27 protein-coding genes are annotated in these 26,467 nt (G+C 36.6%); 14 read left to right on the top strand and 13 right to left on the bottom strand.

From position 1 onward, the window contains the following. The first annotated feature begins 363 nt into the window (after positions 1-363). On the top strand, positions 364-1,338 hold the full coding sequence (gene epmA, locus IE155_RS12375; RefSeq protein WP_189378562.1) for an elongation factor P--(R)-beta-lysine ligase: 975 nt from the start codon (positions 364-366) through the stop codon (positions 1,336-1,338). A gap of 97 nt (positions 1,339-1,435) precedes the next feature. Further along, positions 1,436-1,813: a MerC domain-containing protein gene (locus IE155_RS12370; protein WP_189378561.1), complete on the top strand. Its 378-nt coding sequence runs from the start codon at positions 1,436-1,438 to the stop codon at positions 1,811-1,813. Between the two features lie 24 nt (positions 1,814-1,837). On the opposite strand, the gene glnG is transcribed toward IE155_RS12370, so the two are convergent. From glnG to glnA, 4 genes are all read right to left on the bottom strand, one after another. Continuing rightward, a complete protein-coding gene (gene glnG, locus IE155_RS12365; RefSeq protein WP_189378560.1) occupies positions 1,838-3,247 on the bottom strand; it encodes a nitrogen regulation protein NR(I) in 1,410 nt (469 codons plus the stop codon). Beyond that, entirely contained in the window at positions 3,244-4,350 is a 1,107-nt protein-coding gene (gene glnL / locus IE155_RS12360; protein ID WP_444545872.1) for a nitrogen regulation protein NR(II), read from the bottom strand. The genes glnG and glnL overlap by 4 nt, the downstream gene beginning before the upstream one ends. Before the next feature lie 59 nt (positions 4,351-4,409). Next, positions 4,410-4,937 (bottom strand): DUF4124 domain-containing protein, encoded by a 528-nt coding sequence (locus IE155_RS12355; protein WP_189378558.1) that lies wholly within the window; start codon positions 4,935-4,937, stop codon positions 4,410-4,412. Positions 4,938-5,049: 112 nt separating this feature from the next. Then, a complete protein-coding gene (glnA, locus tag IE155_RS12350) occupies positions 5,050-6,456 on the bottom strand; it encodes a glutamate--ammonia ligase (RefSeq protein WP_189378557.1) in 1,407 nt (468 codons plus the stop codon). A gap of 311 nt (positions 6,457-6,767) precedes the next feature. On the opposite strand from glnA, the gene typA reads away from it, so the two are divergent. From typA to IE155_RS12335, 3 genes are all read left to right on the top strand, one after another. Then, a complete protein-coding gene (typA, locus tag IE155_RS12345) occupies positions 6,768-8,585 on the top strand; it encodes a translational GTPase TypA (protein ID WP_189378556.1) in 1,818 nt (605 codons plus the stop codon). Positions 8,586-8,954: 369 nt separating this feature from the next. Further along, on the top strand, positions 8,955-9,140 hold the full coding sequence (locus IE155_RS12340) for a hypothetical protein (RefSeq protein ID WP_229817267.1): 186 nt from the start codon (positions 8,955-8,957) through the stop codon (positions 9,138-9,140). A 24-nt stretch (positions 9,141-9,164) separates the two neighbouring features. Beyond that, positions 9,165-9,323 carry a hypothetical protein gene (locus IE155_RS12335; RefSeq protein WP_189378554.1) on the top strand — a complete coding sequence of 53 codons (159 nt, stop codon included), beginning with the start codon at positions 9,165-9,167 and terminating at the stop codon, positions 9,321-9,323. 31 nt (positions 9,324-9,354) lie between these two features. Here IE155_RS12335 and IE155_RS12330 read toward each other — a convergent pair whose 3' ends face one another. Together IE155_RS12330 and IE155_RS12325 are read right to left on the bottom strand one after the other, a co-directional pair. Next, the gene (locus IE155_RS12330) at positions 9,355-9,996 is read right to left on the bottom strand and encodes a DUF2959 domain-containing protein (RefSeq protein ID WP_189378553.1); all 642 of its coding nucleotides are present in this window, start codon (positions 9,994-9,996) and stop codon (positions 9,355-9,357) included. Between the two features lie 4 nt (positions 9,997-10,000). Beyond that, positions 10,001-10,225 carry a hypothetical protein gene (locus IE155_RS12325; RefSeq protein ID WP_189378552.1) on the bottom strand — a complete coding sequence of 75 codons (225 nt, stop codon included), beginning with the start codon at positions 10,223-10,225 and terminating at the stop codon, positions 10,001-10,003. Between the two features lie 86 nt (positions 10,226-10,311). Between IE155_RS12325 and IE155_RS12320 the strand changes: the two genes are divergently transcribed. From IE155_RS12320 to dtd, 3 genes are read left to right on the top strand one after another with little or no spacing between them, the layout of a single operon-like run. After that, positions 10,312-11,175 carry a virulence factor BrkB family protein gene (locus IE155_RS12320; protein ID WP_189378551.1) on the top strand — a complete coding sequence of 288 codons (864 nt, stop codon included), beginning with the start codon at positions 10,312-10,314 and terminating at the stop codon, positions 11,173-11,175. Between the two features lie 16 nt (positions 11,176-11,191). Next, on the top strand, positions 11,192-12,160 hold the full coding sequence (gene pip / locus IE155_RS12315; RefSeq protein ID WP_189378550.1) for a prolyl aminopeptidase: 969 nt from the start codon (positions 11,192-11,194) through the stop codon (positions 12,158-12,160). Continuing rightward, positions 12,157-12,594 carry a D-aminoacyl-tRNA deacylase gene (gene dtd, locus IE155_RS12310; RefSeq protein WP_189378549.1) on the top strand — a complete coding sequence of 146 codons (438 nt, stop codon included), beginning with the start codon at positions 12,157-12,159 and terminating at the stop codon, positions 12,592-12,594. The genes pip and dtd overlap by 4 nt, the downstream gene beginning before the upstream one ends. A gap of 27 nt (positions 12,595-12,621) precedes the next feature. On the opposite strand, the gene IE155_RS12305 is transcribed toward dtd, so the two are convergent. Continuing rightward, positions 12,622-13,368 (bottom strand): class I SAM-dependent methyltransferase, encoded by a 747-nt coding sequence (locus IE155_RS12305; protein ID WP_189378548.1) that lies wholly within the window; start codon positions 13,366-13,368, stop codon positions 12,622-12,624. Between the two features lie 44 nt (positions 13,369-13,412). Between IE155_RS12305 and IE155_RS12300 the strand changes: the two genes are divergently transcribed. The 4 genes from IE155_RS12300 to IE155_RS12285 all read left to right on the top strand — a co-directional run bounded on the left by IE155_RS12300 (position 13,413) and on the right by IE155_RS12285 (position 16,026). Beyond that, positions 13,413-14,312 carry a bifunctional GNAT family N-acetyltransferase/hotdog fold thioesterase gene (locus tag IE155_RS12300; RefSeq protein WP_189378547.1) on the top strand — a complete coding sequence of 300 codons (900 nt, stop codon included), beginning with the start codon at positions 13,413-13,415 and terminating at the stop codon, positions 14,310-14,312. Between the two features lie 3 nt (positions 14,313-14,315). Beyond that, positions 14,316-14,783 (top strand): nuclear transport factor 2 family protein, encoded by a 468-nt coding sequence (locus tag IE155_RS12295; RefSeq protein WP_189378546.1) that lies wholly within the window; start codon positions 14,316-14,318, stop codon positions 14,781-14,783. A 32-nt stretch (positions 14,784-14,815) separates the two neighbouring features. After that, a complete protein-coding gene (locus tag IE155_RS12290) occupies positions 14,816-15,640 on the top strand; it encodes an NAD(P)-binding domain-containing protein (RefSeq protein WP_189378545.1) in 825 nt (274 codons plus the stop codon). An 86-nt stretch (positions 15,641-15,726) separates the two neighbouring features. Next, on the top strand, positions 15,727-16,026 hold the full coding sequence (locus IE155_RS12285) for a hypothetical protein (RefSeq protein ID WP_189378544.1): 300 nt from the start codon (positions 15,727-15,729) through the stop codon (positions 16,024-16,026). A 74-nt stretch (positions 16,027-16,100) separates the two neighbouring features. Here the strand turns inward: IE155_RS12285 and IE155_RS12280 are convergent, their stop codons facing one another. From IE155_RS12280 to hutC, 6 genes are all read right to left on the bottom strand, one after another. Next, the gene (locus tag IE155_RS12280; RefSeq protein WP_189378543.1) at positions 16,101-17,036 is read right to left on the bottom strand and encodes an SPFH domain-containing protein; all 936 of its coding nucleotides are present in this window, start codon (positions 17,034-17,036) and stop codon (positions 16,101-16,103) included. Further along, positions 17,036-17,953, bottom strand: a complete 918-nt coding sequence (locus IE155_RS12275) for an SPFH domain-containing protein (protein WP_189378542.1) — start codon at positions 17,951-17,953, stop codon at positions 17,036-17,038. Before IE155_RS12275 ends, IE155_RS12280 begins: the two co-directional genes overlap by 1 nt. 52 nt (positions 17,954-18,005) lie before the next feature. After that, positions 18,006-18,467, bottom strand: coding sequence for an NfeD family protein (locus IE155_RS12270; protein WP_189378541.1), 462 nt, complete (start codon positions 18,465-18,467; stop codon positions 18,006-18,008). A 402-nt stretch (positions 18,468-18,869) separates the two neighbouring features. Continuing rightward, the gene (hutH, locus tag IE155_RS12265) at positions 18,870-20,414 is read right to left on the bottom strand and encodes a histidine ammonia-lyase (protein ID WP_189378540.1); all 1,545 of its coding nucleotides are present in this window, start codon (positions 20,412-20,414) and stop codon (positions 18,870-18,872) included. A gap of 2 nt (positions 20,415-20,416) precedes the next feature. After that, complete coding sequence (gene hutU / locus IE155_RS12260) at positions 20,417-22,114, bottom strand: urocanate hydratase (RefSeq protein WP_189378539.1); 1,698 nt, start codon at positions 22,112-22,114, stop codon at positions 20,417-20,419. Between the two features lie 20 nt (positions 22,115-22,134). Next, positions 22,135-22,854 carry a histidine utilization transcriptional repressor HutC gene (hutC, locus tag IE155_RS12255; protein WP_189378538.1) on the bottom strand — a complete coding sequence of 240 codons (720 nt, stop codon included), beginning with the start codon at positions 22,852-22,854 and terminating at the stop codon, positions 22,135-22,137. Positions 22,855-22,996: 142 nt separating this feature from the next. Here hutC and hutI point away from each other — a divergent pair, with 142 nt between their 5' ends. Beyond that, entirely contained in the window at positions 22,997-24,229 is a 1,233-nt protein-coding gene (gene hutI / locus IE155_RS12250; protein ID WP_189378537.1) for an imidazolonepropionase, read from the top strand. 111 nt (positions 24,230-24,340) lie between these two features. Next, positions 24,341-26,452 (top strand): EAL domain-containing protein, encoded by a 2,112-nt coding sequence (locus tag IE155_RS12245; RefSeq protein WP_189378536.1) that lies wholly within the window; start codon positions 24,341-24,343, stop codon positions 26,450-26,452. The last annotated feature ends 15 nt before the right edge of the window (positions 26,453-26,467 follow it).

The following is a 26,467-nucleotide window of genomic DNA, read 5'->3' as shown; positions in this document are numbered from 1 at the left end:
CCCATTAGTTCCCATGTGAGAGTAGGACATTGCTAGACTCCTATTTAGGTCGTTTCTTGCCATTTCGGTAATTGCTACTGCATTACCCTAATGACTTACATCTTTGTAAGAAAATGGCAGTTCGACATTAGTGCATTCAAGCACGTTAAAAGCCCGTTACGAAAGTGACGGGCTTTTGTCTAAAATTAATTATTTAGTTAATTTTTAAGTTAATTAAATAATTAAAGTTTTTGTCTGGTGACAATAGCACTGTGGTAAGTTCCCATGTGAGAGTAGGACATTACCAGACACCTAATATAAGCCCTTGTCTAGTGACAAGGGTTTTTTTCGTTTAAAGTATCAAAAAAATTATTTGAGATAACAATGTCTACTTCAAAACTTACATGGGAACTTGCAAAAGAAAGAGCTTCTAATATTCGTAAGATAAGACAGTTTTTCTATGACCGAGATGTGGTCGAAGTTGAAACGCCGTTACTGTCCAACGGAACTGTAACAGATGTTCACTTAGATGCCTTTGAAAGTAAATATGAGTACTTTCCTCATTCGAGTATAAAAAGTAAAGATACTTTATTTCTTCAGACATCCCCTGAGTTTGCTATGAAACGACTTATAGCTGGAGGCTATGGTTCAATATTTCAAATATGTAAAGCATTTAGAAGGGAACCTTTCGGCCGTTTTCATAATCCCGAATTTACAATGCTTGAATGGTATTGTTTAGGTTACAGTGAGCAGGATTTAATTGATCAGGTTGCTGACTTACTTGTGTGCGTTTTAAATTGTGATTTCCCAGAAAAGAAGAGTTACCAACAAGTATTTAATAAAGCGACTGGAATAAATCCATTAGAAACGAGCATTAGTGAGTTAAAAGAGTTTTTGTGTAAACAACAAATAAATGATGTTTGGATTAAAGAAGAAAGAGAAAAAGATATATTATTACAATATATCTTTTCAAATTTTGTTGAAACTTCTATTGGTAAGGAGGTGCCTTGTTTTATTTATGATTTTCCTTCTTCACAGGCTGCATTAGCAAGAATATCTCAAGATGATCCAAGAGTGGCACAAAGGTTTGAATGTTATTATCAAGGAATTGAATTAGCTAATGGCTATAATGAATTAATTGATCCTCAGGAACAGATCAATCGTTTTAATAGGGATAACGATTTTCGAAAAAGATTAGGTAAAGAGCAGTTACCAATTGATAATAATTTTATTGAGGCTATTAGCCTTGGGTTGCCTCAATGTTCTGGTGTTGCTTTAGGGCTGGATAGATTGATGATGCTAGCTTTAGATAAGACTAGTATAGATGAAGTTATTACTTTTAATATAGAAACCGCTTAAAGTTTGGTTTTTAATAAAAATATCATTTTGTGATAATATATCATTTGTGATATTATCTCATTGCTAAAGCTCTTCACTTACATTGGAATTAATTATCATGCTAGATAGAATAGGTATAACCGCTACATCACTATGCGCGTTACACTGTATTTTGTTACCTGTAATATTACCTGCCTTACCTTTATTAGGTTTCGGGTTTCTAGCTGATCATGTTTGGGAACATGTCTTTCTTATTTTAACTGCAATTTTAGGTTCGATTGCAATGCTTTCAGGATTTAAACGTTATCATCGTAAACTATACCCTTTTTATCTTCTTATATTAGGCGTGGTAGTTTACTGGCAAAAGCATGATTTCTCTGAAGCGGCACAACCCTATATTATTGTCTTAGGAGCTGTTTTGATTATTGGTGCCCATTTCCTTAATATAAAACTATGTAATAACTGTAAGCCTTGTGAAACCTCTGAATGCCATTAAAAGTGGCGTTCTTTAGCTTTACTTCTAGTCCGGTAGCATATTAAGTTCTTTTAATTTCCGTGTGAGTGTATTTCGTCCCCAGCCTAATTTTTTAGCCGCTTCTTGTTTATGGCCTTGTGTATGAGATAAAGCACATTGCAATAATATTCGCTCAAATTCAGGCAAAGCCGTATCTAATATATCGTCATTACCGAGCGTTAATTGATTATTGACCCATTGACGTAGGCCATCTTGCCAGCTTGTAGAGGTTGTATTACTTGCTATGGGAGTAGAGGTTATCTCGGCAGGAAGATCATCTATAAGTATTTCTTTGCCACTTGCCATCACGGTTAAGAATCTACAAATATTCTCTAGCTGTCTAACATTACCAGGCCATTGATATTGTTCTAGAAAGGCTAATGTACTTTTATGTAATGTTTTAGGTTCAACGCCTAATTCGTTAGCAGCAAGCTTTAAAAAATGATGTGTTAGTTGATTTATATCTTCACGTCTTTCACGTAGGCTCGGCAACTGAATTCGAATAACATTTAGACGATGAAATAAATCTTCTCTAAAGTCTCCATTGTTCACTTGTACTTCTAGATTTTGATGGGTTGCAGCGATAATTCTCACATCTACTTGTATAGGAGAGTGACCACCTACTCGATAAAATTGTCCATCAGCTAATACTCGTAACAATCTCGTTTGAATATCTAAAGGCATGTCACCAATTTCATCTAAAAATAATGTCCCATTATGTGCTTGCTCAAAACGACCTTGTCTAACTGAATTAGCACCAGTGAATGCCCCTTTTTCATGCCCAAATAGTTCAGATTCGATTAAATCTTTTGGTATAGCAGCCATATTCAAGGGAATAAAAGGTGCTTGTGACCTTGGACTATGCATATGTAAAGCATGTGCAACGAGCTCTTTCCCTGTTCCTGACTCTCCATTGATTAGTACACTGATACTTGAGCGAGATAATCGACCGATAGCTCGAAAAACTTCTTGCATTGAAGGGGCTTCACCTATTATTCCAACAGAAGTTTGAGGTGTTGCTTGTTGTTTTTTATGGGAACTTTTCTCTCTTGCATGTACTAATGCGCGTTTAGTTAATGAAAGCGCCTCATCAATATCAAATGGTTTAGGTAAGTATTCAAATGCCCCACCTTGATAGGCATTTACAGCACTGTCTAAGTCAGAATGTGCTGTCATAATAATTATAGGGATATCGGGAAACTCTTGACTGACTTGATTTAAGAGCTCCATACCATCTATATTAGGCATTCGAATGTCTGAAATTATAACTTCTGGTTGACCGTGAGAGAGAGCAATTAGCATGTTTTCAGCACTGTCAAAAGATGCGCAACTTATGTTTTCACCTGATAAGGCTTTTTCTAAAACCCACCGAATAGAACTATCATCATCGACGATCCATACTTGTTCATTATTCATTTTGTTGCCTTATCAATAATTGGTAATAATATTTCAAATTCTGTATGTCCAGGTTCACTTGAACAAGATAATTTTCCATTATGCTGATGAATTAGTGTTTGAGAAATTGATAAACCTAAGCCTGTGCCATTTGCACGGCCTGATACCATAGGGTAAAACAAGGTGTCTTTTAGGTTTTCAGGGATGCCAGGGCCGTTATCAATAATGCAAATTTTTGCGCAGAGTTTTATTCTTTTTCCATTAATCGTTTGATTTGTAGCGGCACGTGTCTTAAGGGTTATTTGTCCGCCAGTTTCAATTACTTGAATTGCGTTATTAACAATATTTAATAATGCTTGTTGTAATTTATCATCATCAAAAACAACGTCAGGTATTGATGGATCGTAGTCACGAATAAAATTGATGTTTTTTTCATTGCCAAAGCGTACAACTTGGTAGATTTTCTCTAAAACAGAATGGATATTAAGCTTGGTCATTTTAGGTAATTGATTTGGTCCTAAAAGTCTATCTACAAGATTGGTCAAGCGATCTGCTTGCTCAATGATCATCATAGTATATTCTTGTTGTTCTTGAGAAAGCTCTTTACTTAATAACTGTGCGGCGCCTCTTAAACCACCAAGTGGGTTTTTAATCTCGTGAGCCAGACCTCTAATTAATTCTCGTGCTGATTCCCATTGTTGATGCTGGAATGCTTCGGCACTAATATTTTTTTGTTGATCTATTTGTTTAAGTTCTAGCAAAATATGTGGCATTGCATCGAACTCAACGGAAGAGGCCATTAATTCGACTGTTATTAGATGGTTAATATAAAGCTCTAGTGTTACATCACTGTCACTAAATTCTTGGCCGGAGATTAGCAGTTGCGTCAAGCGCTCTTGTTTGATTGGTTCGTTAAGGAATAAATTTTTGAGGGGCTTACCGTATAATTTATTGAAACTTTTTACTAATAGAGCTTCAGTAGCTGGGTTTGCGTATTGAATTGTTAAATTTTTGTCGAGCACAATGATAGCAGTTACCAATTGATTAGGAATTTTCTGCTGATAATCGAGTTTTATTTTTTTTACATTTGTTTTGGTGCTTAACATAAAACCTCTGCGCACCATCATGGTGCAACCTGAATTTTAGTGTAATATTTTAAGGTGAGAATATCACCTCTTTATTACTAGTTTGCTTTATTCACTGATGCTCTATGCATATAAAAAGTGATTGGAGTAGATGATGCAATTACCTTGCCTTTTTCATCTAATAAATCCATTTTTATTTGGTGTTCACCACGATCAATATTGCGGAGTACAAACATAGAGTGGGTTTGAGGTTTAAGGTAAGGTTTTCCATCTAGAATTAAGGCAATGGTTAGGCCTCTTTTAAAAATGGGTTTGATTCTGCCTGAGACATAAACAGAACCCGTGTTATCCCTTATAGTTGCATTGTTTTCAGGCTGAGTGATTTCAACTTGGTAGGTATTTTCAATGACTTTAGGGGTAATATCTAAAATAGAAGTATCAACAGAAGAGCTTGAGATATTAGGACTATTTACATTTACTTCTTCTGCGCCAGGCTTAGGGCTGTCGGAATATACTAAAACCCCATCAGCATTTCGCCATACATATATTTTTGTTGACCCTGCACTGACTTCTGCACAAAGTACAGAAAGTAAGGCAATCACAATAATCCGATTAAAATGAGTCAATTAAATTATATTCTCGCAAAGCTATTGCTATAATTTATCGAATATTACAAACGATAGCCACAAAAAAAGCTCACATTAAGTGAGCTTTTTGTTATTTTGATGTGAGTTTAGCTTATATGCTGTAATATAATTCAAACTCTAAAGGATGAGTTGTCATATTAACACGTTGTGCTTCTTCACGTTTTAGTTCGATATAAGCATCAATCATATCTTTATCCATAACACCTCCAGCAGTTAAGAATTCATAGTCTGCTTCTAATGAATCTAATGCATCAGTTAATGACGTAGCTACTTGTGGAATCGAAGCTGCTTCTTCAGCTGGTAAGTCATAGAGATCTTTATCCATAGCATCACCAGGGTGAATTTTATTTTTAATTCCGTCAATACCAGCCATTAATAAAGCTGTAAACGCTAAATATGGGTTAGCTGCTGGATCAGGGAAGCGAGCTTCAATACGCGTTGCTTTAGGTGATGGTACAATAGGAATACGGATAGATGCAGAACGGTTACGTGCTGAATATGCAAGCATTACAGGTGCTTCAAAATGTGGAACTAAACGTTTGTAAGAGTTAGTTGCAGGGTTTGTGAATGCATTTAACGCTTTAGCATGCTTAATAATACCACCAATGTAATATAGTGCTAATTCTGATAACCCGCCGTATTTGTCACCAGAAAATAAGTTAACTCCATCTTTAGAAAGGGATTGATGAACGTGCATACCTGAACCGTTATCACCTACTAAAGGCTTTGGCATAAAGGTTGCTGTTTTACCGTATGCATGAGCAACATTATGAACTACATATTTATATATTTGAACTTCATCTGCTTTATTAACCATAGTATTAAAGCGACAAGCAATTTCATTTTGACCACAAGTAGCTACTTCATGGTGATGTGCTTCAACTACTAAGCCCATTTCTTCCATTACTAAACACATTGCAGAACGAATATCTTGAGATGAATCAACTGGAGATACAGGGAAATAACCACCTTTTACACCTGGACGATGACCCATATTGCCACCTTCGTATTCGGTACCTGAATTCCAGGCAGCTTCTTTATCATCAATTTTATAAAAAGAGCCGCTCATGTCAGTGTGGAAACGTACATCATCAAATAAGAAGAATTCTGGTTCTGGACCAATTAATACTGTGTCTGCAATACCAGTTGAGCGTAAATATTCTTCAGCGCGTTTGGCTACAGAACGAGGGTCTCGGCTATAACCTTGCATAGTAGCAGGTTCTAAAATGTCACAACGAATGTTTAATGTTACTTCGTCAGTAAAAGGGTCAAGGACAATACTATCTGGGTCCGGCATTAACACCATGTCAGACTCATTAATACCTTTCCAACCTTGGATAGATGAACCGTCGAACATTTTACCATCTTCAAAAAAATCTTCATCTACTTGATGGTGAGGAATAGAAACATGTTGTTCTTTACCTTTCGAATCAGTAAAACGTAAATCAACAAATTTTACGTCGTTATCTTTTATAAAATCTAATACAGCTTGTGACATATTGCCTCTCCAAAATAGGTTGTGCTTAGCATTTAAAATTCTTACCGCAAACTAAAGCTAATATTGTGCCAGTTTTAAAAACCTTGCTATATAAGGCTTTCAATTTATTCATGATAACATTATGCACCAAGTTGGTGCTTTGGTGTGTTTATTTTGGTGCATAGCACTAGAATGGTCCATATAATATTAACCATTAGAGGTTATATTTGCCAACAATAGTACATGAAAGTAGATGAAAAAATTGTCACTATATTTGTTGTTAATACTGCTGTATAATTCGCGCCCAATTATAGCCCTATTGAGCAAAGCTTGTGTTAGAGAAATTACGTAATGTTGCGATTATCGCCCATGTTGACCACGGTAAAACTACCTTAGTCGATAAATTATTAAGTCAGTCCGGTACATTGGATGCGAGAAGTGGTCTTGAAGAACGTACCATGGATTCAAACGATATCGAAAAAGAGCGTGGTATCACCATATTAGCTAAAAATACGGCTATTAACTGGAATGAGTATCGTGTAAATATTGTTGACACCCCAGGCCATGCTGATTTTGGCGGTGAAGTTGAGCGTGTTATGTCAATGGTTGACTCTGTATTGTTAATTGTTGATGCACAAGAAGGGCCAATGCCACAAACACGTTTTGTGACTAAAAAAGCATTTGCTCAAGGGTTAAAGCCTATTGTTGTTATTAACAAAATTGATAAACCAGGTGCTCGCCCAGATTGGGTTATGGATCAAGTTTTTGATTTGTTTGATAATTTAGGTGCTACTGACGATCAGTTAGATTTTAAAGTTGTATACGCTTCAGCAATCAATGGCTGGGCTTCTTTAGAAGAAGGGGTTGTTGGTGAAGACATGACTCCTCTATTCGAAACTATTATTGATCAAGTACCACCACCAAATGCAGATTCTGATGGTGCATTCCAAATGCAGATTTCTCAGCTTGATTACAGTTCTTACTTAGGTGTTATCGGTGTTGGCCGTATTACTCGAGGTTCTGTTAAACCTAATCAACAAGTAACGGTTCAAGGTGCTAACGGTAAATTACATAACGGTAAAGTAGGTAAGGTATACACTTATCTTGGTTTAGAGCGTCATGAAAGTGAAATTGCTCATGCTGGTGATATTATTGCCATTACAGGTTTAGGTGAACTAAAGATTTCAGATACTATTTGTTGTCCGAATGAAGTTGCGCCATTACCACCGTTATCAGTTGATGAACCGACTATTAACATGACATTCCAAGTAAACACTTCACCATTTTGTGGTCAAGAAGGTAAGTTTGTAACGTCACGTAATATTAAAGACCGTTTAGATAAAGAGCTAGTTCATAACGTTGCCTTACGTGTTGAGCAGTTAGATGATGCTGATAAATTCAAAGTGTCAGGTCGTGGTGAGCTTCATTTAGGGATTTTAATCGAAAATATGCGCCGTGAAGGATACGAGTTAGCGGTTTCTCGTCCTGAAGTTATTATTCGTGAAGTTAATGGACAACTTGAAGAACCCTATGAGTCAGTGACTATTGATGTTGAAGAGCATCATCAAGGCCCTATCATGGAAAAAATGGGTGTGCGTAAAGCTGAGCTTACTGATATGGCACCAGATGGTAAAGGCCGTATTCGTATGGACTTTATTATGCCAAGCCGCGGTTTAATTGGATTCCAAACTGAATTTATGACCTTAACATCAGGTTCTGGTTTGATTTATCATACCTTTTTAGAATACGGTCCTCATAAAGGTGGCGAAATTGGTCAGCGCTTAAATGGTGTTATGATTGCTAATGCAACAGGTAAAGCGTTAACCAATGCTTTATTTAATTTGCAGTCAAGAGGTCGTTTATTTATTGGACATGGTATTGATGTGTACGAAGGGCAGATCATCGGTATTCACAATCGTGATAACGATTTAACCGTAAATGCACTGAAGGGTAAACAGTTAACTAACGTTCGTTCATCGGGTTCTGATGAAGCACAAACATTAACGCCGCCAATTCTTATGTCACTTGAACAAGCACTTGAGTTTATTGATAACGATGAACTAGTTGAGGTAACGCCTGAAAGTATTCGTATTCGTAAGAAGTTCTTAAAAGAAAGTGATCGTAAACGCGAAAGTAGAGCGCCTAAATAATATTTAATTATGTGAATTAATGAAAAGCCACTGTAATGAACATTAGAGTGGCTTTTTTAATACCTGCGAAAACTGAAAGTAAGATATTTCATTTCAACATGTAAGACATGTCTCAATCTTATGTCAGTAGATCTATTTTAATACTCTTTTTAATATCATTCACCCATGTTAACTCTATGTTTTATAATAAATATATTGAATTTTTTTCCGGGGGTGTATTTCGGTGTTAAAACATTATTTTTTACGCACTTTCCTCTTTTTTTACGAATGTTACACTCATTTCATCGCTAAATATTGTGATAATCTAGATTATAGCTAAGTACTTTTAGTTTATAGATATAATTGATTGGGTCTATCGCAAAGGAAATAATGATGGAACAACCAAAAGTAGATCGTTTGAATGATTTATTTGAGAAAGTACTTGCCAATAGTGCTAATAGCATTGAAAAGCATGAGTTGGGTAGGTTATACAAAGAGTTTATCGATGATGGCCGTGATAACAAACAGCGTAAATATGAGCCTTCAAGTAAAAAGTATACGGCCTTTAACCAATAAAAATTAAAAAAGAGTAAATGAGCCATGTCACCTGAACAGTTGGTAAAACTAAATAAATTAAGTCAATTATTTGAAGAGGGGGTTGCTGGAGCCGAACAAATTAAAGAGCTTTCAGAGCTTTTATCTGAAATTAATCATTTACATGAAGACCCTTTACTTAATTCAATTTCTCCAACCCGATAAGCGCTTGCTAACCGTACGTGAAAATTATTGCCTATTGGGCTTTAAGTGAATCAATAAATGCCTGAGAATCATCGATAGAGTTATTCATCTCTTTAATTAATACATCGATATTGCGTTTTATTGATTGATACTCGCCTTTTAATGCTCCCACAGCTTGTGCATTTAAATTATGCTTTAAATAAAGCATATTATCTTTAAGTGCGAGCAGTACAGGAGACATTTTCTTTTCTGCGCTTTGCATGGTAATAATTACGTCGTTATATTTACTTTTAGTTTGGCGCAGCTTGGTTTGGCTTTGTCGCTTTAACGATTGATTACTATACTGCTCAATTTCCTCTTGCCACTCTGTAAAAAGTGCCTGTGCAACATTCTCAATAGCATCTATTCGCTCAGACACATCTTGCGCTGCTTGTTCACTTGCTTCAAAGTGGGATTTACTCTGAAGATATTGAGTTTCAAGTTCACCACCATCAAAATTAATTAATGTTGAAAGTTGCTCTAAGGCGCTAGTGAACTCCTTTTTAGCCTCTTCTTGCGAGTCAGTTGCTTCTTCAACACGATCAATTAAAATCTCTCGTTTATGAATCCCTACTTTTTCCATGGCAGAGTAATAAGCGCTTGAACAAGCAGTTATTGATAAAATAAGGCATAGTGCAATACTTTTAAAAAACATATTGTTAATCCGTTGATTTAAATTTAGCAGCATCAATAATAGACCAAATATATACGATAGGTACTAATAACCAACCGATAGCGATCCAAACTAATACCCAAGATATTGCCATACCTAGAAAAAAGAATATTGCCGCTAAAATTCTACCTTGCACTAATTGCCCTAAGCCTGGGAAAAATACATTACATATTGCTGCAATAACGTTACCACCTGAACCTTGACCTGACATAATTACCTCGTATTTAATTTTATTTCGCTTGGTTATTGTTAGTATCATAATATACTGTGGTTAATAGTAAATTATTAAATATAAAAATGAAATTACCAACTTTTATAACAAAGAACCCTAAACTAGAAGAAATTATAAATTTCTTTCAGTTTTTTATTAGAAAAATCCAAACTGAACAGATCCATGTTAGCGCAGGGTACCTTTCATACGTTACTTTAATGTCACTTGTACCTTTAATTGTAGTGACATTATCGGTAATGACAGCATTTCCTATTTTTTCTGATATTAAAGCTGTTATTGAAAACTTTGTTTATGCCAATTTTCTTCCTGCGGCAGGCGATGCTGTAAAAGGTCATATTGCAGGATTTGTTGCTAATGCCTCTAAAATGTCGGCAATAGCTATTTCATTTTTGTTTTTATTTGCGTTGCTGTTGATTTCTTCAATTGACAAGGCTTTAAATAATATCTGGAAAATAAAGCGAAAAAGAAGATTACTTACGGCATTCTCAATATATTGGATGATATTGACATTAGGGCCTGTATTAGTGGGAAGTAGTTTAGTTGCTACTACTTATATCGTCTCTTTAGTCTCATTAGGAGATTACGATATTCTTGGTTTTTCAAATTATTTGATGCGTGCATTACCCATACTAGCGTCGTTAGTTGCATTTTTAATTTTATATATGATTGTGCCCAATAAAGTGGTTAAGTTTAAGCATGCTTTTTTTGGGGCATTACTGGCGGCTTTACTTTTTGAGTTTGCCAAGAAAGGTTTTGCGCTTTATGTAACGCATTTACCTTCATATAAAGCTATTTATGGTGCATTAGCCAGTATTCCAATTCTATTTTTATGGGTCTATTTATCATGGTTAGTTGTATTATTTGGGGCTTTATTTACGGTTACATTAGAAGAATTTAGCCGTGATAAAGTAATCGAAGACGAAATGTAAATATTAAGAGGCTAGCATGTCGCATTGTTTATATCCGCAAATAGCTACTTATAAAGAAGAATGGTTAACGGTATCTCAACACCATCAAATATATATAGAACAAAGCGGCAACCCTAATGGTATTCCTGTGGTGTATTTACATGGAGGCCCAGGAGGCGGTTCGAGTGAAAATCATCGGCGATATTTTGATCCTGAAATTTATCGTATTATATTATTTGATCAACGAGGTTGTGGGAAATCGTTACCTACTTTGAGCTTAGATAATAATACTACATGGGATTTAGTTAATGATATAGAGGCTATTCGCAAACATCTATTAATAGATAAATGGTTAGTTTCTGGCGGTTCATGGGGGACAACTTTAGCCTTATGTTACGGTATTAAATATTCCGATAAGATACTTGCTTTTATATTGAGGGGGATATTTTTAGGTACTCAAAAAGAATATGACTGGTTATATAAAAGTGATGGCGCAGCGCGTTTTTTTCCTGATTATTACCGAGAGTTTTCATCTGTTTTAGCACAAGGTGAGCAAGCTGATCCTTTAATAGGTTACCATCGTATTTTTCAAGGTAATAATGAATTAGCAAAAACATCGGCTAGCAAAGCTTGGTATTTATGGGAACTTCGCTTATCTACGATTGAGTATCAGCATATCAAGCCTTTAAAAGTTGAAGATACTCATAAAGCACTATGTATGGCACAACTCTCTAGTTATTATTTTTATCAAAATTGCTTTTTAAATGAAAATTATATTATGGCTAATATGAGTGAAATAGCTGAGATACCCGCAATTATTATCCATGGGCGTTACGACATGGTTTGCCAGTTAGGCGTAGCAGATGAATTAGTCAATGCGTGGGAAAATGCTACCTTGCAAATATTAACCCAAGCAGGGCATAGTGGTTTTGAAAGTCAAACTATCGATGCTATATGTAAAGCGACTGATACTATGGCAAGTTTTTTAAATGAGAGTCATCAATGATAGCTTTAATACAAAGAGTCACACGTGCAAGTGTTACAGTTGAAGGTGAAGTAACAGGAAGTATTAAACAAGGTTTACTTGTACTATTAGCTGTTGAACCAAATGATACTGAACAAAAAGCTAAACGTCTTGCACAGCGCGTAGCTGGTTATCGAGTATTTGAAGATGAACAAGGAAAAATGAATCTTAATGTTGGGCAAGTTAAAGGCGATATATTAGTTGTTTCACAGTTCACTTTAGCCGCAGACACTAGCAGCGGTATGCGCCCTAGTTTTACCAGCGCGGCTGCACCTGAAATGAGTAAAAAGCTTTATCAATATTTTTGTCAACAATTAAGAACACATGACTTTATTGTGCCAACAGGTGTCTTTGGTGCTGATATGAAAGTAGACTTAATTAATGACGGGCCAGTCACATTTACGCTAACTATTTAATAGAGAGCATAAGCGCTTTAGAGCCGATTACAGGTGAATTCCTTGTTGCCAAAAATATTGCCATCTTTTTACCTTGTATGGCGCGATAGAGGCCGTTTTTTTATTGTTGAATTCACTCATTAGCGTAATGGGAATGATGTGAAGTACAATATTTTTATAATGTGGTACGTTGAAATATACTACGTGAATATTGGGGAATAATTTTAATTTCTTTAATAATACTTCTATTTTTTGTTCATTTTCATTTGGGAGATTGAGTGTGATTAATGATTGATTTTGATTTTTATACAATAAGTTATCAATCATATGAAATGAAATCACAGAATCTTCAATAGATAAAAAAATATCCATGACTATCCAATCAAAATCCAGAGCACATTGTGCTTCTAACCAACGGTCAGCTGAGGAGTTGATAATATTTAATGTATGGTTATCTGGATTAAATAATTGTGTATAACATGCCACTATTTCACGACTTAATTCTACACTGGTAAATTGACTCTTCGGGATTAAAAATTTTATATACCGATTGAGTGCACCTCCACCTAAACCTAATTCAAGTATGTTTTTAGGCGTAAAAAATTGTAAAGGTAGTACCATTGCTAGTTGATGCGGTAAAGTGAGTTGCCATGGCTTTCGATTAAGCATGACACTTTGCACAATACCGTTTAAGGATAGCCAGCGATAATGGAAATTGTCAGCTACGGATACTTGCTGTTCACCCGCATGAAAATAAATAATATTTCCTTGAGCTAGATGTTTCTTTAATTTCATTTAGAATAATAAAAATTATGAGTGAGTAGAACTAAATATAGTCAATGATTGAATGCAGAGCGCCAAAAAATTCAGAAGAATTTGAACAATATTATCATTTACGCTGGCAAACTCTTAGAGAACCATGGCAACAAGCTAAGGGGAGTGAAAAAGATGAACTAGAGTCTCAAGCTATTCATCGCTTGATTATTGATGATAAACAGCAAGTACTTGCTGTTGGCCGTTTACACTTTATTGAAGGTAATCAAGCGCAGATCCGATATATGGCGGTTGCTGAGTCTTGTCATGGACAAGGTTATGGACGAATTATCATCAATGCATTAGAGCAAGCGGCTAGTAAATTCGGTGTAAGGAGCATTCATCTTAATGCGAGAGAAGGTGCATTAGGCTTTTATCAACGACTTGGGTATGAAGGCAACACCGTTTCTCATTTACTTTACGGAACAATTAAGCATATTGCTATGGAAAAGCCAGTAATACTGAATTCACAGCAATTGATCGAGGAAGTTAATGACTTGGTTGATACTTGGTACAGCACTATTCCACTAAGTAAAGCGATGGCGATTAATATTACTTCTTATGATTATCACTCACTAATTACAACGTGTGATTTAGCCTTTAATAAAAATTTACACAATACTATGTTTGCTGGGAGTATATATACACTAGCGACATTAACAGGTTGGGGCTGGGTACATTGTAAATTAATTGAGTTGGGTGTTGTTGGCGATATTGTGCTTGCTGATGCCAATATAAAATACTGTTCTCCCATTGAAGGGATTGCTTATGCAGTGACGGATAATGAAAATAAAGTACTTGAATTATTAAAATTCAAAAATCTACGAAATGAAAAAATAAATGTAAACGTAAATGTGTATAGTGGAGAGAAAATCGCGGCACGTTTTACGGCAACGTATGTTGTTAAACCTAAAAAGAAGAGTTAGCCGATGTTTAAATCTATTTTATTAATGATTATTTTACTATTTTCAAATGACAGTAACGCAAAAGATGTGCAAGTTGAGATAAACCAAGTGCTTGACCTTTATCATCAAGCGGCATCTGATGCTAATTATGATGATTACTTTTCTACAATGGAGGATAGTGCCATTATTCTTGGTACTGATGGTAGTGAACGTTGGACAAAAGAAACATTCAAAAATTATGTTCAACCTTATTTCAAAAAAGGTATAGGGTGGACGTATAAGGTACAGGAACGTAATTTAACAACGGTTAAAGACAATGAAGTTGTCTTTTTTGATGAGTTACTTAAAAATGATAAATATGGCTATTGTCGAGGTAGCGGGGTATTAAAAAATACGGTTAACGGCTGGAAAATCTTACAATACAATTTAACCTTTGTTGTACCAAACGATGCGGCAAAAGCGGTGGTTTCAACCATAAAAGATCATGATTAAAATCACAATTATCCCTTTTTTTTGGTAAATACATGAATATAAATAAGAGTGTTGGCATTATTGGATGTGGTTGGTTAGGACAAGCATTAGCAAGTCAGCTGTTGCAAAATAACTATTATGTTGTCGGCACAGCAACATCTTTAGAGCGTTTAGCACAAATATCTTCACTCGGTGCAATTTCAGAGCAGCTAACATTACCTTTAGAGCTAGCCGATAAAAACAGCTACCAATGTTTTGATTGTCAATCGTTAATTATAGCCATCACACCTCAATTACGTTCAGGAAAAGTAGATTACCCAAAGAAAATAGCGCAAGTAGTCGCTAAGGCTCAGCAAGGAAAAGTAAAGCAAATTATACTAATTAACAGTACGGCTATTTATGGTGGATTAAAAGGAGACGTTACGGAAACGTCGCCGCTCGATCTTTCTCAACCTAAAGTAGAAACCTTATTAGAAGCCGAAAATATAATATTTAACAGTGGAATACACGCAGTTTCTTTAAGAGTTGCTGGTTTGGTTGGACCTAATCGATTACCTGGAAATTTTTTTAAGCCGGGCCTATCTCTTAAAGAGCCTAACGCCTATGTAAACCTTATTCATCAAGCAGATATCGTTAGTTGTATCACTCACCTTATTGCTAATGTTGAAATAACAGGGGTGTATAATGTCGCAAGTGCTATGAAAGTGAGTAAACTCGAGTTTTATCATAAAGCTGCGCTAAGTTTAGGTAAAACGCCACCTGAATTTGAAACACCTAATACAATGCCAACAAATAAAGGAAAATTTGTGGTAAGCAATAAAATAAGACAAGTATTACCCTTTCAATTTAAATACGATGATTTACAGGCTTGGCTATAGCAATATTTAATTTAGATGCATTCTTTCATTGAGCATTTAGCGTGAATCATTATAATTGACCGCTTTCCTGTCTCTATAAGTGCGCCATGACAAAAAAATCCAAGCAATACCTCTCAGTATTTTTCCTGCTATGGCTTCATGTTACTGTGCTTGATTTATTTTATGTTACGACGAGTAAAATTGTATTCTTATGGCAGGAAAATTTCGCTCCTTTAACTCTTCTTGTACATTTTTTAACGGCACTTGTTGCAGTACTATTTTATATTGGTATTTCTGAATTAAGAGCTTATTGTGGAATTACGAAACGCTCTATGAGTGATAAGTTTTGGTTGATAAGTTCACTAGTGTTAATGGCTTTTATTAGTTATTTTATTCTATTTTTTTAGGTTTGAAAAAGAACGTGCGCTGCCGCTTATTAACAGCGCACCACTTATTTAATTAGTGACAATATTCGTCACAATTATTTTTTTGTTATACCTAGTGTGTCAACCCATTGATTAAAATCAAGTAAGTTTATCGGTAAAATAACTTTTCTATCTTTTTGGTTTAAGCCTTTTAATTTATCAAGATATTGTTCGGTTAATTGCATACTTAATGCTTCTTCACCGCCTGGTTGCTCTATCGATTGCGCAATTCTTCGGATAGACTCCCCTGTGGCTTTGGCTATCGCAATAATCTCTTCAGCTTTACCTTCCGCTGAGTTTATTTGTCGCTGTTTTTCACCTTCCGATATATTAATCATTTCCGTCATTTGACCTTCAGAACGGTTAATACGACTGGCTTTATCTCCTAAGCTTTTCGCTAAAATTGCGCGACGTTCACGTTCAGCGGTTACTTGTAGTTCCATCGCGTTTTTAACCGTTAATGGTGGCGTAATATTTTTTATTTCATAACGATGAACTCTGACTCCCCACGCTTCACCAGCTTTATCTAATACTTCTACTACTTTAGCGCTGATAATGTCACGCTCTTCGAAGGTGCGATCAAGTTCTAAAGTACCAATTACTGAACGTGTTGTAGTTTGTGCTAATTGCATTGCAGCAAAACGATAATCAGTGATGCCATAACTGGCTTTTAATGGATCAGTGATTTGAATGTAAATTACACCGTCAACCTCCACGTTTACTTCATCCATAGAAAAACACTCTTGCGGGGGAACGTCGATAGTTTCTTCTTTTAGGTCTTGAATAAAAGCTACACGGTCTATAAACGGCAGTAATACATGAAAGCCAGCTTCTAATGTGCATTTATATTTACCTAAACGTTCTACAACATAAGCTGACTGGGTTGGTACTAAACAAATAGCTTGAATAAATTTAAATGCTAAATATAAAAATATAGCCGCCCAAATAACTAAGACTACTATTTCCATAGGTTCTGCGCTAACTGAATTCATTATTTGGCTCCTTGAACTTGTTGTGTTACTTGTTCCATACCATTAAAGAAGCCTTCTAATTTCGCTACTTCTGTTGGTAGTACTGAAATATCGGCGGTATCTAATATCTTTCCTGTTTCTTTGATAAATTGCTCCATTAAGCGCATTTTTATCGCTTTATTACCACCAGGTATAGAGGCCGCTTGTGCAATAATATCCATACCTTCGGCAGTCGCCTTTGTAATAATTTCAATTTCTTTTGCACGGCCATGAGCCACATTAATTTGTCTTTGTTTATCACCTTCAGACAAGTTGATAGCTTCTTGTCGCTGACCTTCAGATAAGTTTATTGTTGACTCTTTTTGCGCCTCGGCTAATGTGATTTCAGCACGTTTTTGCCTTTCAGCTTCCATTTGTTTTTCAAGTGTATGTACAACGTTTGCTGATGGAGTAATGTTTCTAACTTCATAACGTAACACTTTAATGCCCCATGGATCAGAGGCCTTATCAATTTCTCGAACAATGGTTTCATTGAGGGTGTCTCGCTCTGAAAAAGTTTGGCTTAAGCCTAATTTACCAATTTCTGAGCGCATGGTTGTTTGTGCTAAATTAATGCCAGCACGTCGGTAATCTTCAATGCCATAACTGGCTTTAGCACCGTCCATAACTTGAATATAAACTAAGCCATCAACATCAATTTGAATGTTATCTTTTGATATACAGCTTTGTGATGGAATATCGAGCACTTGTTCTCGTGTTTCATGACGATAAGCTACACGATCGAAAAACGGGATCAAAAAATGTAGTCCTGGTTGCATAACGGCTCGAAATTTTCCTAAGCGCTCAATAACGCAAACTTCACGCATGGGTACAATAAGTACGAGTTTGAGGACAATAATCAGTAGTCCAAGTAAAATAAAGGTAATGGTTGCTAGCATAAAAACTCCTTGCTATATGCTGTGCCGAAATGGCGTTTGTTATTGATTAGTTTTAAAGCTTTAAATCGCTTGGCTCTACCACTAATGAGATATTTTCTTTACAAATAATAATAGCTTTAGAGCCTTTGGTTATTTCTGAGCCATCACCGAGTGCACTCCATGTTGTCCCTTGAAAAACTACGCGCCCAGCCGCTATACCTGGGCCTATATTCTCAATAACTTCGACTTCTTTTCCGTACATATCGAGTTCTTCATCCACATTATTGACGGTTTGCTCTCCCTGAAAAAATTTATCAGTGAAAAAATAAAGCGCAAAAAGTAATATTGAAGCACAGATAAACCATGTGGTTAATGTAAGCACCCATGTATCTAGCCATTGTTGATGAACGCCAAGAGCGACTAGTACAGAAGCTATTGCTAGGTTCAGTAGTATGCCGCCGGGAATAAAAATCTCCAAGAAAGCGAAGATTAAAGCGAGCACCAGCCAAGTTTGAAAAAATAATATATATTCCATTATTTATCCTCAAATATAAAAAGCATTATTCGTTAAGATCTTTCAGAGTGGCCGTAATTTTTAACTTTAATTTGTTGTTGGTCATTCTCAATTTCTTATTATTCGTTAACTATTTTGTTAATATGAAGTTAGCAAGCTTGACATAATATGTCAAGCTTGCTGTAACTGATATAAACTAATAAAACTTTTCTGTGAGTTTTCTACTTTCTAATTTTATTGCGAGTGGCCTAAGCACTATCTCTGTAAAAAGTGCAGCGTATACTACTACCAAGAGACAAATAGTATAAGCAGGGTGAACTCCTTTCTATTATAGGGCGATGTGTGAAAATAAAAATGCCAGCAATTTATTGCTGGCATTTTTGTTATTTATATTAGCGTTTACCTTGGTTATTAATGTTTAGATTAAAAACTAGGTAATAGATTAGCGGGGACTAAATTGTTTAAATCACCTTCGTTAATAATGCCCGAGGCTTCTGCGATGTCAGGAGCGAAGTATCTGTCTTTATCGTAGTAAGTAACATACTCACGTAAAATAGCTTTAGCTTGCTCAACTTTCGGCGCGCCTTTTAATGGCGCTCTAAAATCTAAACCTTGGGCAGCAGCTAAGTATTCTACGGCTAAAACGCCGGTAGTATTTTCAGCCATATCGGTTAAGCGACGACCAGCAAAACAAGCCATAGATACATGATCTTCTTGGTTGGCGGAAGTTGGTAAGCTGTCGACTGAAGCAGGATGCGCTAGGGTTTTATTTTCTGAAGCTAAAGCAGCAGAGGTGACTTGAGCTATCATAAAGCCTGAGTTAACCCCGCCATTTTCAACTAAAAATGCAGGTAATTTGCTGAGATTCGCATCAATTAATAACGCCATTCTACGTTCAGATAATGAGCCTATTTCAGCTATCGCTAATGCTAAGTTATCCGCTGCCATTGCAACAGGTTCAGCATGGAAGTTGCCGGCTGAAATAAAGTCGCCTTCATTGGCGAAAACTAATGGGTTATCGGTTACACCATTAGCTTCTACGTGCAAGACTTCTGCTGCTTGACGAATTTGTGTTAAACAAGCGCCCATTACCTGTGGTTGACAACGAAGCGAGTAGGGATCTTGTACTTTTTCACAGTCTACGTGAGAAGAGCCAATTTCAGAATTGTCATCTAACACGCTGCGATAGGCCATTGCCGCATCAATTTGACCTTTTTGACCACGTACTTGATGTACACGATCATCAAATGGTGCTCGACTACCTAAAGCGGCTTCAACGGACATAGACCCTACAACAATACCCGCCGCAAATAAATCTTCAGCATAAAACAGCCCCTCTAAAGCAAAGGCAGTTGATGCCTGAGTACCGTTTAATAAGGCTAAGCCTTCTTTTGCTGCTAAGGTAATAGGTTCAAGTCCGGCTATTTTTAATCCTTCAATGGCTGGTATAACTTCATCGTTGTAAGATACTTCGCCTTCACCTAATAAAGGTAATACCATGTGTGATAATGGTGCTAAATCCCCAGAAGCACCAACAGAACCTTTTTTAGGCACACATGGATAAACTTCTGCATTAAGAAGCGCGATTAACGCTTGGATAACTTCCAAGCGAATGCCCGAATAGCCTCGCGATAATGAATTGATTTTTAAAACCATCATCAAACGTACTGTGGCATCTTCCATATATTCGCCAAATCCAGCTGAGTGAGAAAGTACAATAGAGCGTTGCAACAATTCTAATTCTTCTTCTTTTATACGAGTACTGGCAAGTAAGCCAAATCCTGTATTGATACCGTAGACGACTTGGTTCTTTTTAATCACGTTTTGAACGGCCTCAGCGCTTTTGTTGATACCGTCAAAGGCACTTTCATCAAGGCTATACTCAATGCCGTCAAACTTACTAACAGCACGTAATTGCGCTAAGGTTAACTGACCTGGCACTATGTTTAATTTGTTGATAACATCCATTATTAAGCTCCTCGTTTGCCGTTAGCACCGTCTACCATAGGTAAATCTAATCCTTGTTCTTTCGCACAGTTAATTGCTATATCATAACCTGCATCAGCATGACGCATAACGCCAGTACCCGGGTCATTCCATAAAACGCGTGATAAACGCTTTTCTGCAGCATCAGTACCATCAGCAACAATAACAACACCTGAATGTTGGCTAAAGCCCATACCTACACCACCACCATGATGTAAACTTACCCAAGTTGCACCACCTGACGTTGACAATAATGCGTTTAGTAAAGGCCAATCAGAAACGGCATCTGAACCATCTTTCATGCTTTCAGTTTCACGGTTAGGTGACGCAACTGAACCAGAGTCTAAATGATCACGCCCAATAACAACGGGGGCAGAAAGTTCGCCATTTTTAACCATTTCGTTAAAGGCAACGGCTAAACGAGCACGGTCTTTTAAACCAACCCAGCAGATGCGTGCCGGTAAGCCTTGAAAAGCAATGCGTTCACGTGCCATATCTAACCAGTTATGCAGATGTGGGTTATCAGGAATTAACTCTTTAACTTTAGCGTCAGTTTTATAAATGTCTTCAGGATCGCCAGATAAAGCAACCCAACGGAATGGACCTATACCTTCACAAAATAGTGGGCGAACATAAGCTGGTACAAAACCGGGGAAGTCAAATGCGTTATTAACACCTTCTTCCATTGCCATTTGACGAATGTTGTTACCATAATCGGTTGTTGCCGCACCAGCTGTTTGTAAATCTAACATCGCTTGTACTTGAATGGCCATAGACTGTTTTGCTGCTTTTACTACTGCGGCTTCGTCTTTTTTACGCATTTGCGCCGCATATTCCATGGTCCAACCTTGAGGTAAGTAACCGTTAAGCGGATCGTGGGCAGAAGTTTGGTCGGTCACTACATCGGGTGTAATGCCACGTTTAACTAATTCAGGGAAAACATCAGCGGCATTACCGAGTAAGCCCACAGAAATCGCTTCACCTTTTTCATTGGCTTGGGTGATTATCGCTAGTGCTTCATCTAAGGTCTTTGCTTTTTTGTCGACATAACGTGTTTTGATACGAAAATCGATACGAGATTCATCACATTCAACAACTAGTGCAGAAAAGCCAGCCATAGTTGCAGCTAATGGTTGAGCACCGCCCATACCACCTAAACCACCAGTAAGTACCCACTTACCCTTTGCGATACCATTAAAGTGTTGTTTAGCCATAGCAACGAAGGTTTCATAGGTACCTTGAACAATCCCTTGTGAGCCAATGTAAATCCAAGAGCCTGCGGTCATTTGACCGTACATCATTAACCCTTGCTTATCTAATTCATTAAAATGTTCCCAGTTAGCCCAATTTGGTACAAGGTTAGAATTAGCAATCAATACGCGTGGTGCATCGCTATGGGTACGAAATACACCGACAGGTTTGCCTGATTGCACTAATAAGGTTTCATCGTCTTCTAAGCGGTCGAGTGTTTCAACTATTTTGTCATAACATTCCCAGTCTCTCGCTGCGCGGCCAATACCACCATAAACAACCAGTGATTGTGGGTGCTCTGCAACTTCTTCGTCGAGGTTATTCATTAACATGCGTTTCGCGGCTTCTGTTAACCAGCTTTTTGCTGTTATTTCACTACCGCGTGCGGCACGAATTTTTCTACTTTCATCAATACGTTTATCGATAGTCATAGCGGTTCCTAATCTGTTTTCTAAAATACTAAATGGCTACCCAAGCGATATTTATTGCCAGGGGAAGTTAAAATGGCAACACTAACAACGCCTTGCTTTGACCAAGTGCGGCGCTTTACTTGCAAGCAAGGCTGTTGAGTGTTGATAGCCAATAATTGTGAAATTTGTTGGCTTGCTATTACTGCTTCTATCTCATGGGTTGCTTCGGTCAGAGGTGCTTCATGTGATAAATATTCATGGGGTGTTATTTTGGTAAAATCTTGATTTAAATAGTTCGGGACTAATTTATTATTGACGTATCGCTGTTCTAGTTGAATTGCTTCATTATTTTCAAAATGTAAAATTTCTGAATAAAAAACAGGTTGATTCGCTTTAATATTAAGTAATATTGCCATTTCATCAGTAGGGGTTACACTTGTTAGTACAAGCTGTAAGGCATGATGGTTATGTCCTCTATCGGCAATTTCATCTGCTATATTTCTAATTTCTAGCAATGAGGATTGTGATTTAAAGGTGGCAACAAATGTTCCAGCGCCCTGCGTTCGTACTAAAAGTCCCTGTTCGGTGAGTTCTTGTAGCGCTCGTCTTGCTGTCATTCGACTCACCGAAAACAACTCGGCTAATTCATTTTCTGAGGGTACCTTACTATGTTGTAACCATTGCCCTGACTCAATTTTTTCACAAATATACTGCTTAATAATGGCAAATTTACTGGCTTTGGTCGTTTTAGCTTGGCTCATTGTATACCTATTAAATTGAATGACAATTCAGTTGTATATACAATCGCATGAATACTTTAAAAGATCAATAGTTGTATATACAACTATTGATCTTTTTGTTATTGTTTAAGGCTAAATAACTCAATTCTACTACGGCGACCTTATGAATCATACTCAGCAGTGGCAATCACTTTTTATCAACGTAAATTTAGCTACGATGGCTGAAGGTTTAAGCGGATATGGCACGATAGAGAATGCGGCACTTGCTATTGCCGATGGTAAAATTGCATGGCTGGGTAAAATAAATGATCTACCTAGCTATGATAAAAGCGTTGTTCAAATTATTGATGGCGAAGGGCAGTGGCTTACACCAGGGCTAGTCGATTGTCATACGCATTTAGTTTACGGTGGAAATCGGGCCAATGAGTTTGAAATGAGGTTGCAAGGCAAGAGTTATCAGGAAATCGCTAATGCCGGCGGTGGTATCGTCTCAACCGTGACAGCGACTAGAGCGGCAAGTGAACAAGAGTTATTAGATAGTGCATTACCGCGTTTACAAAGTTTACATCAACAAGGCGTGACAACGCTTGAAATTAAATCAGGCTATGGGCTTGATACCATCAATGAAATAAAAATGCTAAAGGTTGCCGGACAATTAGCTGAAATTCTTCCGATAACCGTCAAAAGAACCTTTTTAGGTGCGCATGCATTGCCACTTGAGTATAAAGATAATAGTAGTGCTTATATTGACCTAGTTTGTGAAGAAATGATCCCTGAAGTTGCTAAGCAAAAACTCGCGGATGCTATTGATGTTTTTTGTGAAAGTATCGGCTTTGATTTAGCACAAACAGAACAAGTGTTTAAAGCCGCGCATAAGCATAATTTATCAATAAAAGTTCATGCGGAACAATTATCAAATTTAGGGGCTACGGAACTTGCAGCAAGTTATAACGCATTATCTTCAGATCACATTGAATTTTTAGATGAAACTGGTATTAAAGCCATGGCTGCATCTGGAATGACGGCCGTATTATTGCCAGGGGCTTTTTATTTTTTGCGCGAAACAAAATTACCTCCTATTGAATTATTAAGAAAATACAATGTGCCTATGGCAATAGCAACGGATGCTAACCCCGGAACATCGCCAATACATTCTCTTCAATTAATGCTAAATATGGCATGTACCTTTTTCCGTTTAACCCCAGCAGAAGCATTAGCCGGAGTTACTCGAAATGGCGCTAAAGCGCTTGGTTTAGGAGATATAAAAGGGCAACTGGCAGTTGGTTTTGATGCAGATATAGCTTTATGGAATATTAGTCAACCAGCGGAACTGTGTTATCAGTTTGGTGTGAATCCATTAAGGCAATTATTTCGTTCAGGTAAACAAGTGATATAGCTTGTAGTCCAGCTATACTGTTAATTGCTACTGTACAAAAGTGACATACTTGATTAACCTGACGTATGATTTAGCGTAGTACAATTTAATTTTGTATGTTTCAGGTAGTTTATGAGAAACACCAGCACGTCTTTTAATAGTATTTTCTCTCGCTTCTCAACACTTTTGAGTAGCTTTTGGGTTGTATTTTTTTCATTACCAGCAAATGCTACTGAAATGTTGCCTCAGGTTTTGACTGACAATAACTTCGCTTTCGTACTAGGCATGATCATTCCTGTTATTTTAATTCTAGTGTTATTAAAGCCTATTGCTGACATTAGTTTGAGATATCCTATTATTTTATCGGGCGCCTTATTAATACAACTCTTTGCTTTTAATCAAATTGAAGATAATCAATTTAATCTTGTTCTGATTGGTGCTAGTGCCTTTGTAAGTGCAATTTTACAGATCAGCATTGCGGAAAAATTAACGGGTAAGAAAAAAATTATATTCACTTTATCTACGTTTCTCTTATTGTCTTTATTTATTGTAGGTGTATTAATTCTGCCTTCAGAAGATAATGATAAATTATGGCTAGTATTTAGTGTAATAAATTTTTTGCTCATCGTAATAGGTGGTCTTTTACTGCATAAAATGAGTAAGTTTCATTTAGGTAGAGAGTTCGTCATATGGTTTTTAGTTAGTGTCTATTGTATCGCTGTGTATCTGCGGTCGATGACTACAATGGCAGATTACGGGGTGATTATCAGCGCTATAGTCATATATTTGATGTTTATCGCTCATTATTGTCGAAGTGTGGTGAAAAACAATATGCTTAAACTGACTACCGCCTCCGATAAATCGCCGTCATCACAAGGATATGGTAATACTCAACATTTTGATCCCATCACAAACTTACCTAATTACCATCAAAGCTTACATTGCTTGCGCGAATTTAATCATCATGATCCTAGTTCTTTAGCGATTATTGTCTTTAAACCCATTAATTTCGCTCAAGTGAATAAAGTTTTGGGTCATCAAAACTCTGACATTTTATTACTACAATTAGCTTATAACATTCAAAAATCAATAGTTGATAATGAACTGCTAGTTAACTTTCATCAGCCTAACTCGCCTATACGAATTGCGCGCTTACAAGGGCTAGATTTTGTTGTAGCCATAGATGCAAATGCCAGCCATCATCCAATTAAAATTTTAGTAGAAGAATTGTGCCGAGAGCTAAATGAAGCGGTTCCTCACGCATTAAGCTTTAAGAGTTTTTCATTGAATTTTGATTTAAAATTTGGTGTTGCTTTTGTTAATGAACACAATAACGATATCGAGCAAACGATTGCCTTTGCTGGTGACGCTTTGCTTGAAAGCGAACAAAACCATCAATTAGTTTGGTATTTCAATCAGGAGACGGCAATCTATACCGAGCAGAAGCTTTTAATTATGGAGAGGCTTAAACAAGACATCATTGATAATAAATTAACGTGGTTACTTCAGCCGCAAATATCATTAAATGAAAGTCAGCTTATTGGATTTGAATTGCTTACAGACTGGCATTCCACCAACGGCAATGAGCTCGATATGAAGGAGTTTATTGAAATCGCTGAGTATAGTGGTGAAATGTATCATTTGACGCGTCAAATTATAGAAAGAGCCTGTAAATTGATAGCATCATTGCATCGAGAGAATTTTTATGTACAAGTCAGTGTTAATCTATCAAGCCAGGATGCTTTAGAACATGATCTAATTGAATTTATTGAAGAAATTTCAGATAAACACTACACATCGCTTCGTTATTTGGTGATCGAATTAGATGAAGCGTTATTATTTAAAGCTGCAGATAAGACAAAATTAATTATTGATCAGTTGAAGGCTATTGGCGTAAAAGTATCTATTAATAATTTTTCAGGTAGTTATGAGGCATTAAGGTATTTACGAAGATTAGCAATAGATCAAGTTAAAGTAGATTGTAGTCAATTGAAAGGACCTATAAATGAAGGACAATCAGAAAAAACGATTATAAGTGCGCTAATCAATCTAATTCGTAAAATGAAAATACCATTAATAGCTACAGGGATTAATAACAGTGAAATAAAGAATACATATGTTGATATTGGTGGAGATATTGGTCAAGGAAATTTAATTACCAATGGTATAAATTTAGACGATGTTAAAGCATGGACTGCACAATGGCTGAAGGAGCATGTTGAGAATAATTCTGATCAAGGCTAATTTAAATAAATTAAC

The organism is Thalassotalea profundi (assembly GCF_014653195.1).
GTDB classification, from domain to species: Bacteria; Pseudomonadota; Gammaproteobacteria; order Enterobacterales; family Alteromonadaceae; genus Thalassotalea_B; species Thalassotalea_B profundi.
This window is presented reverse-complemented; position numbering and strand designations above follow the sequence as displayed.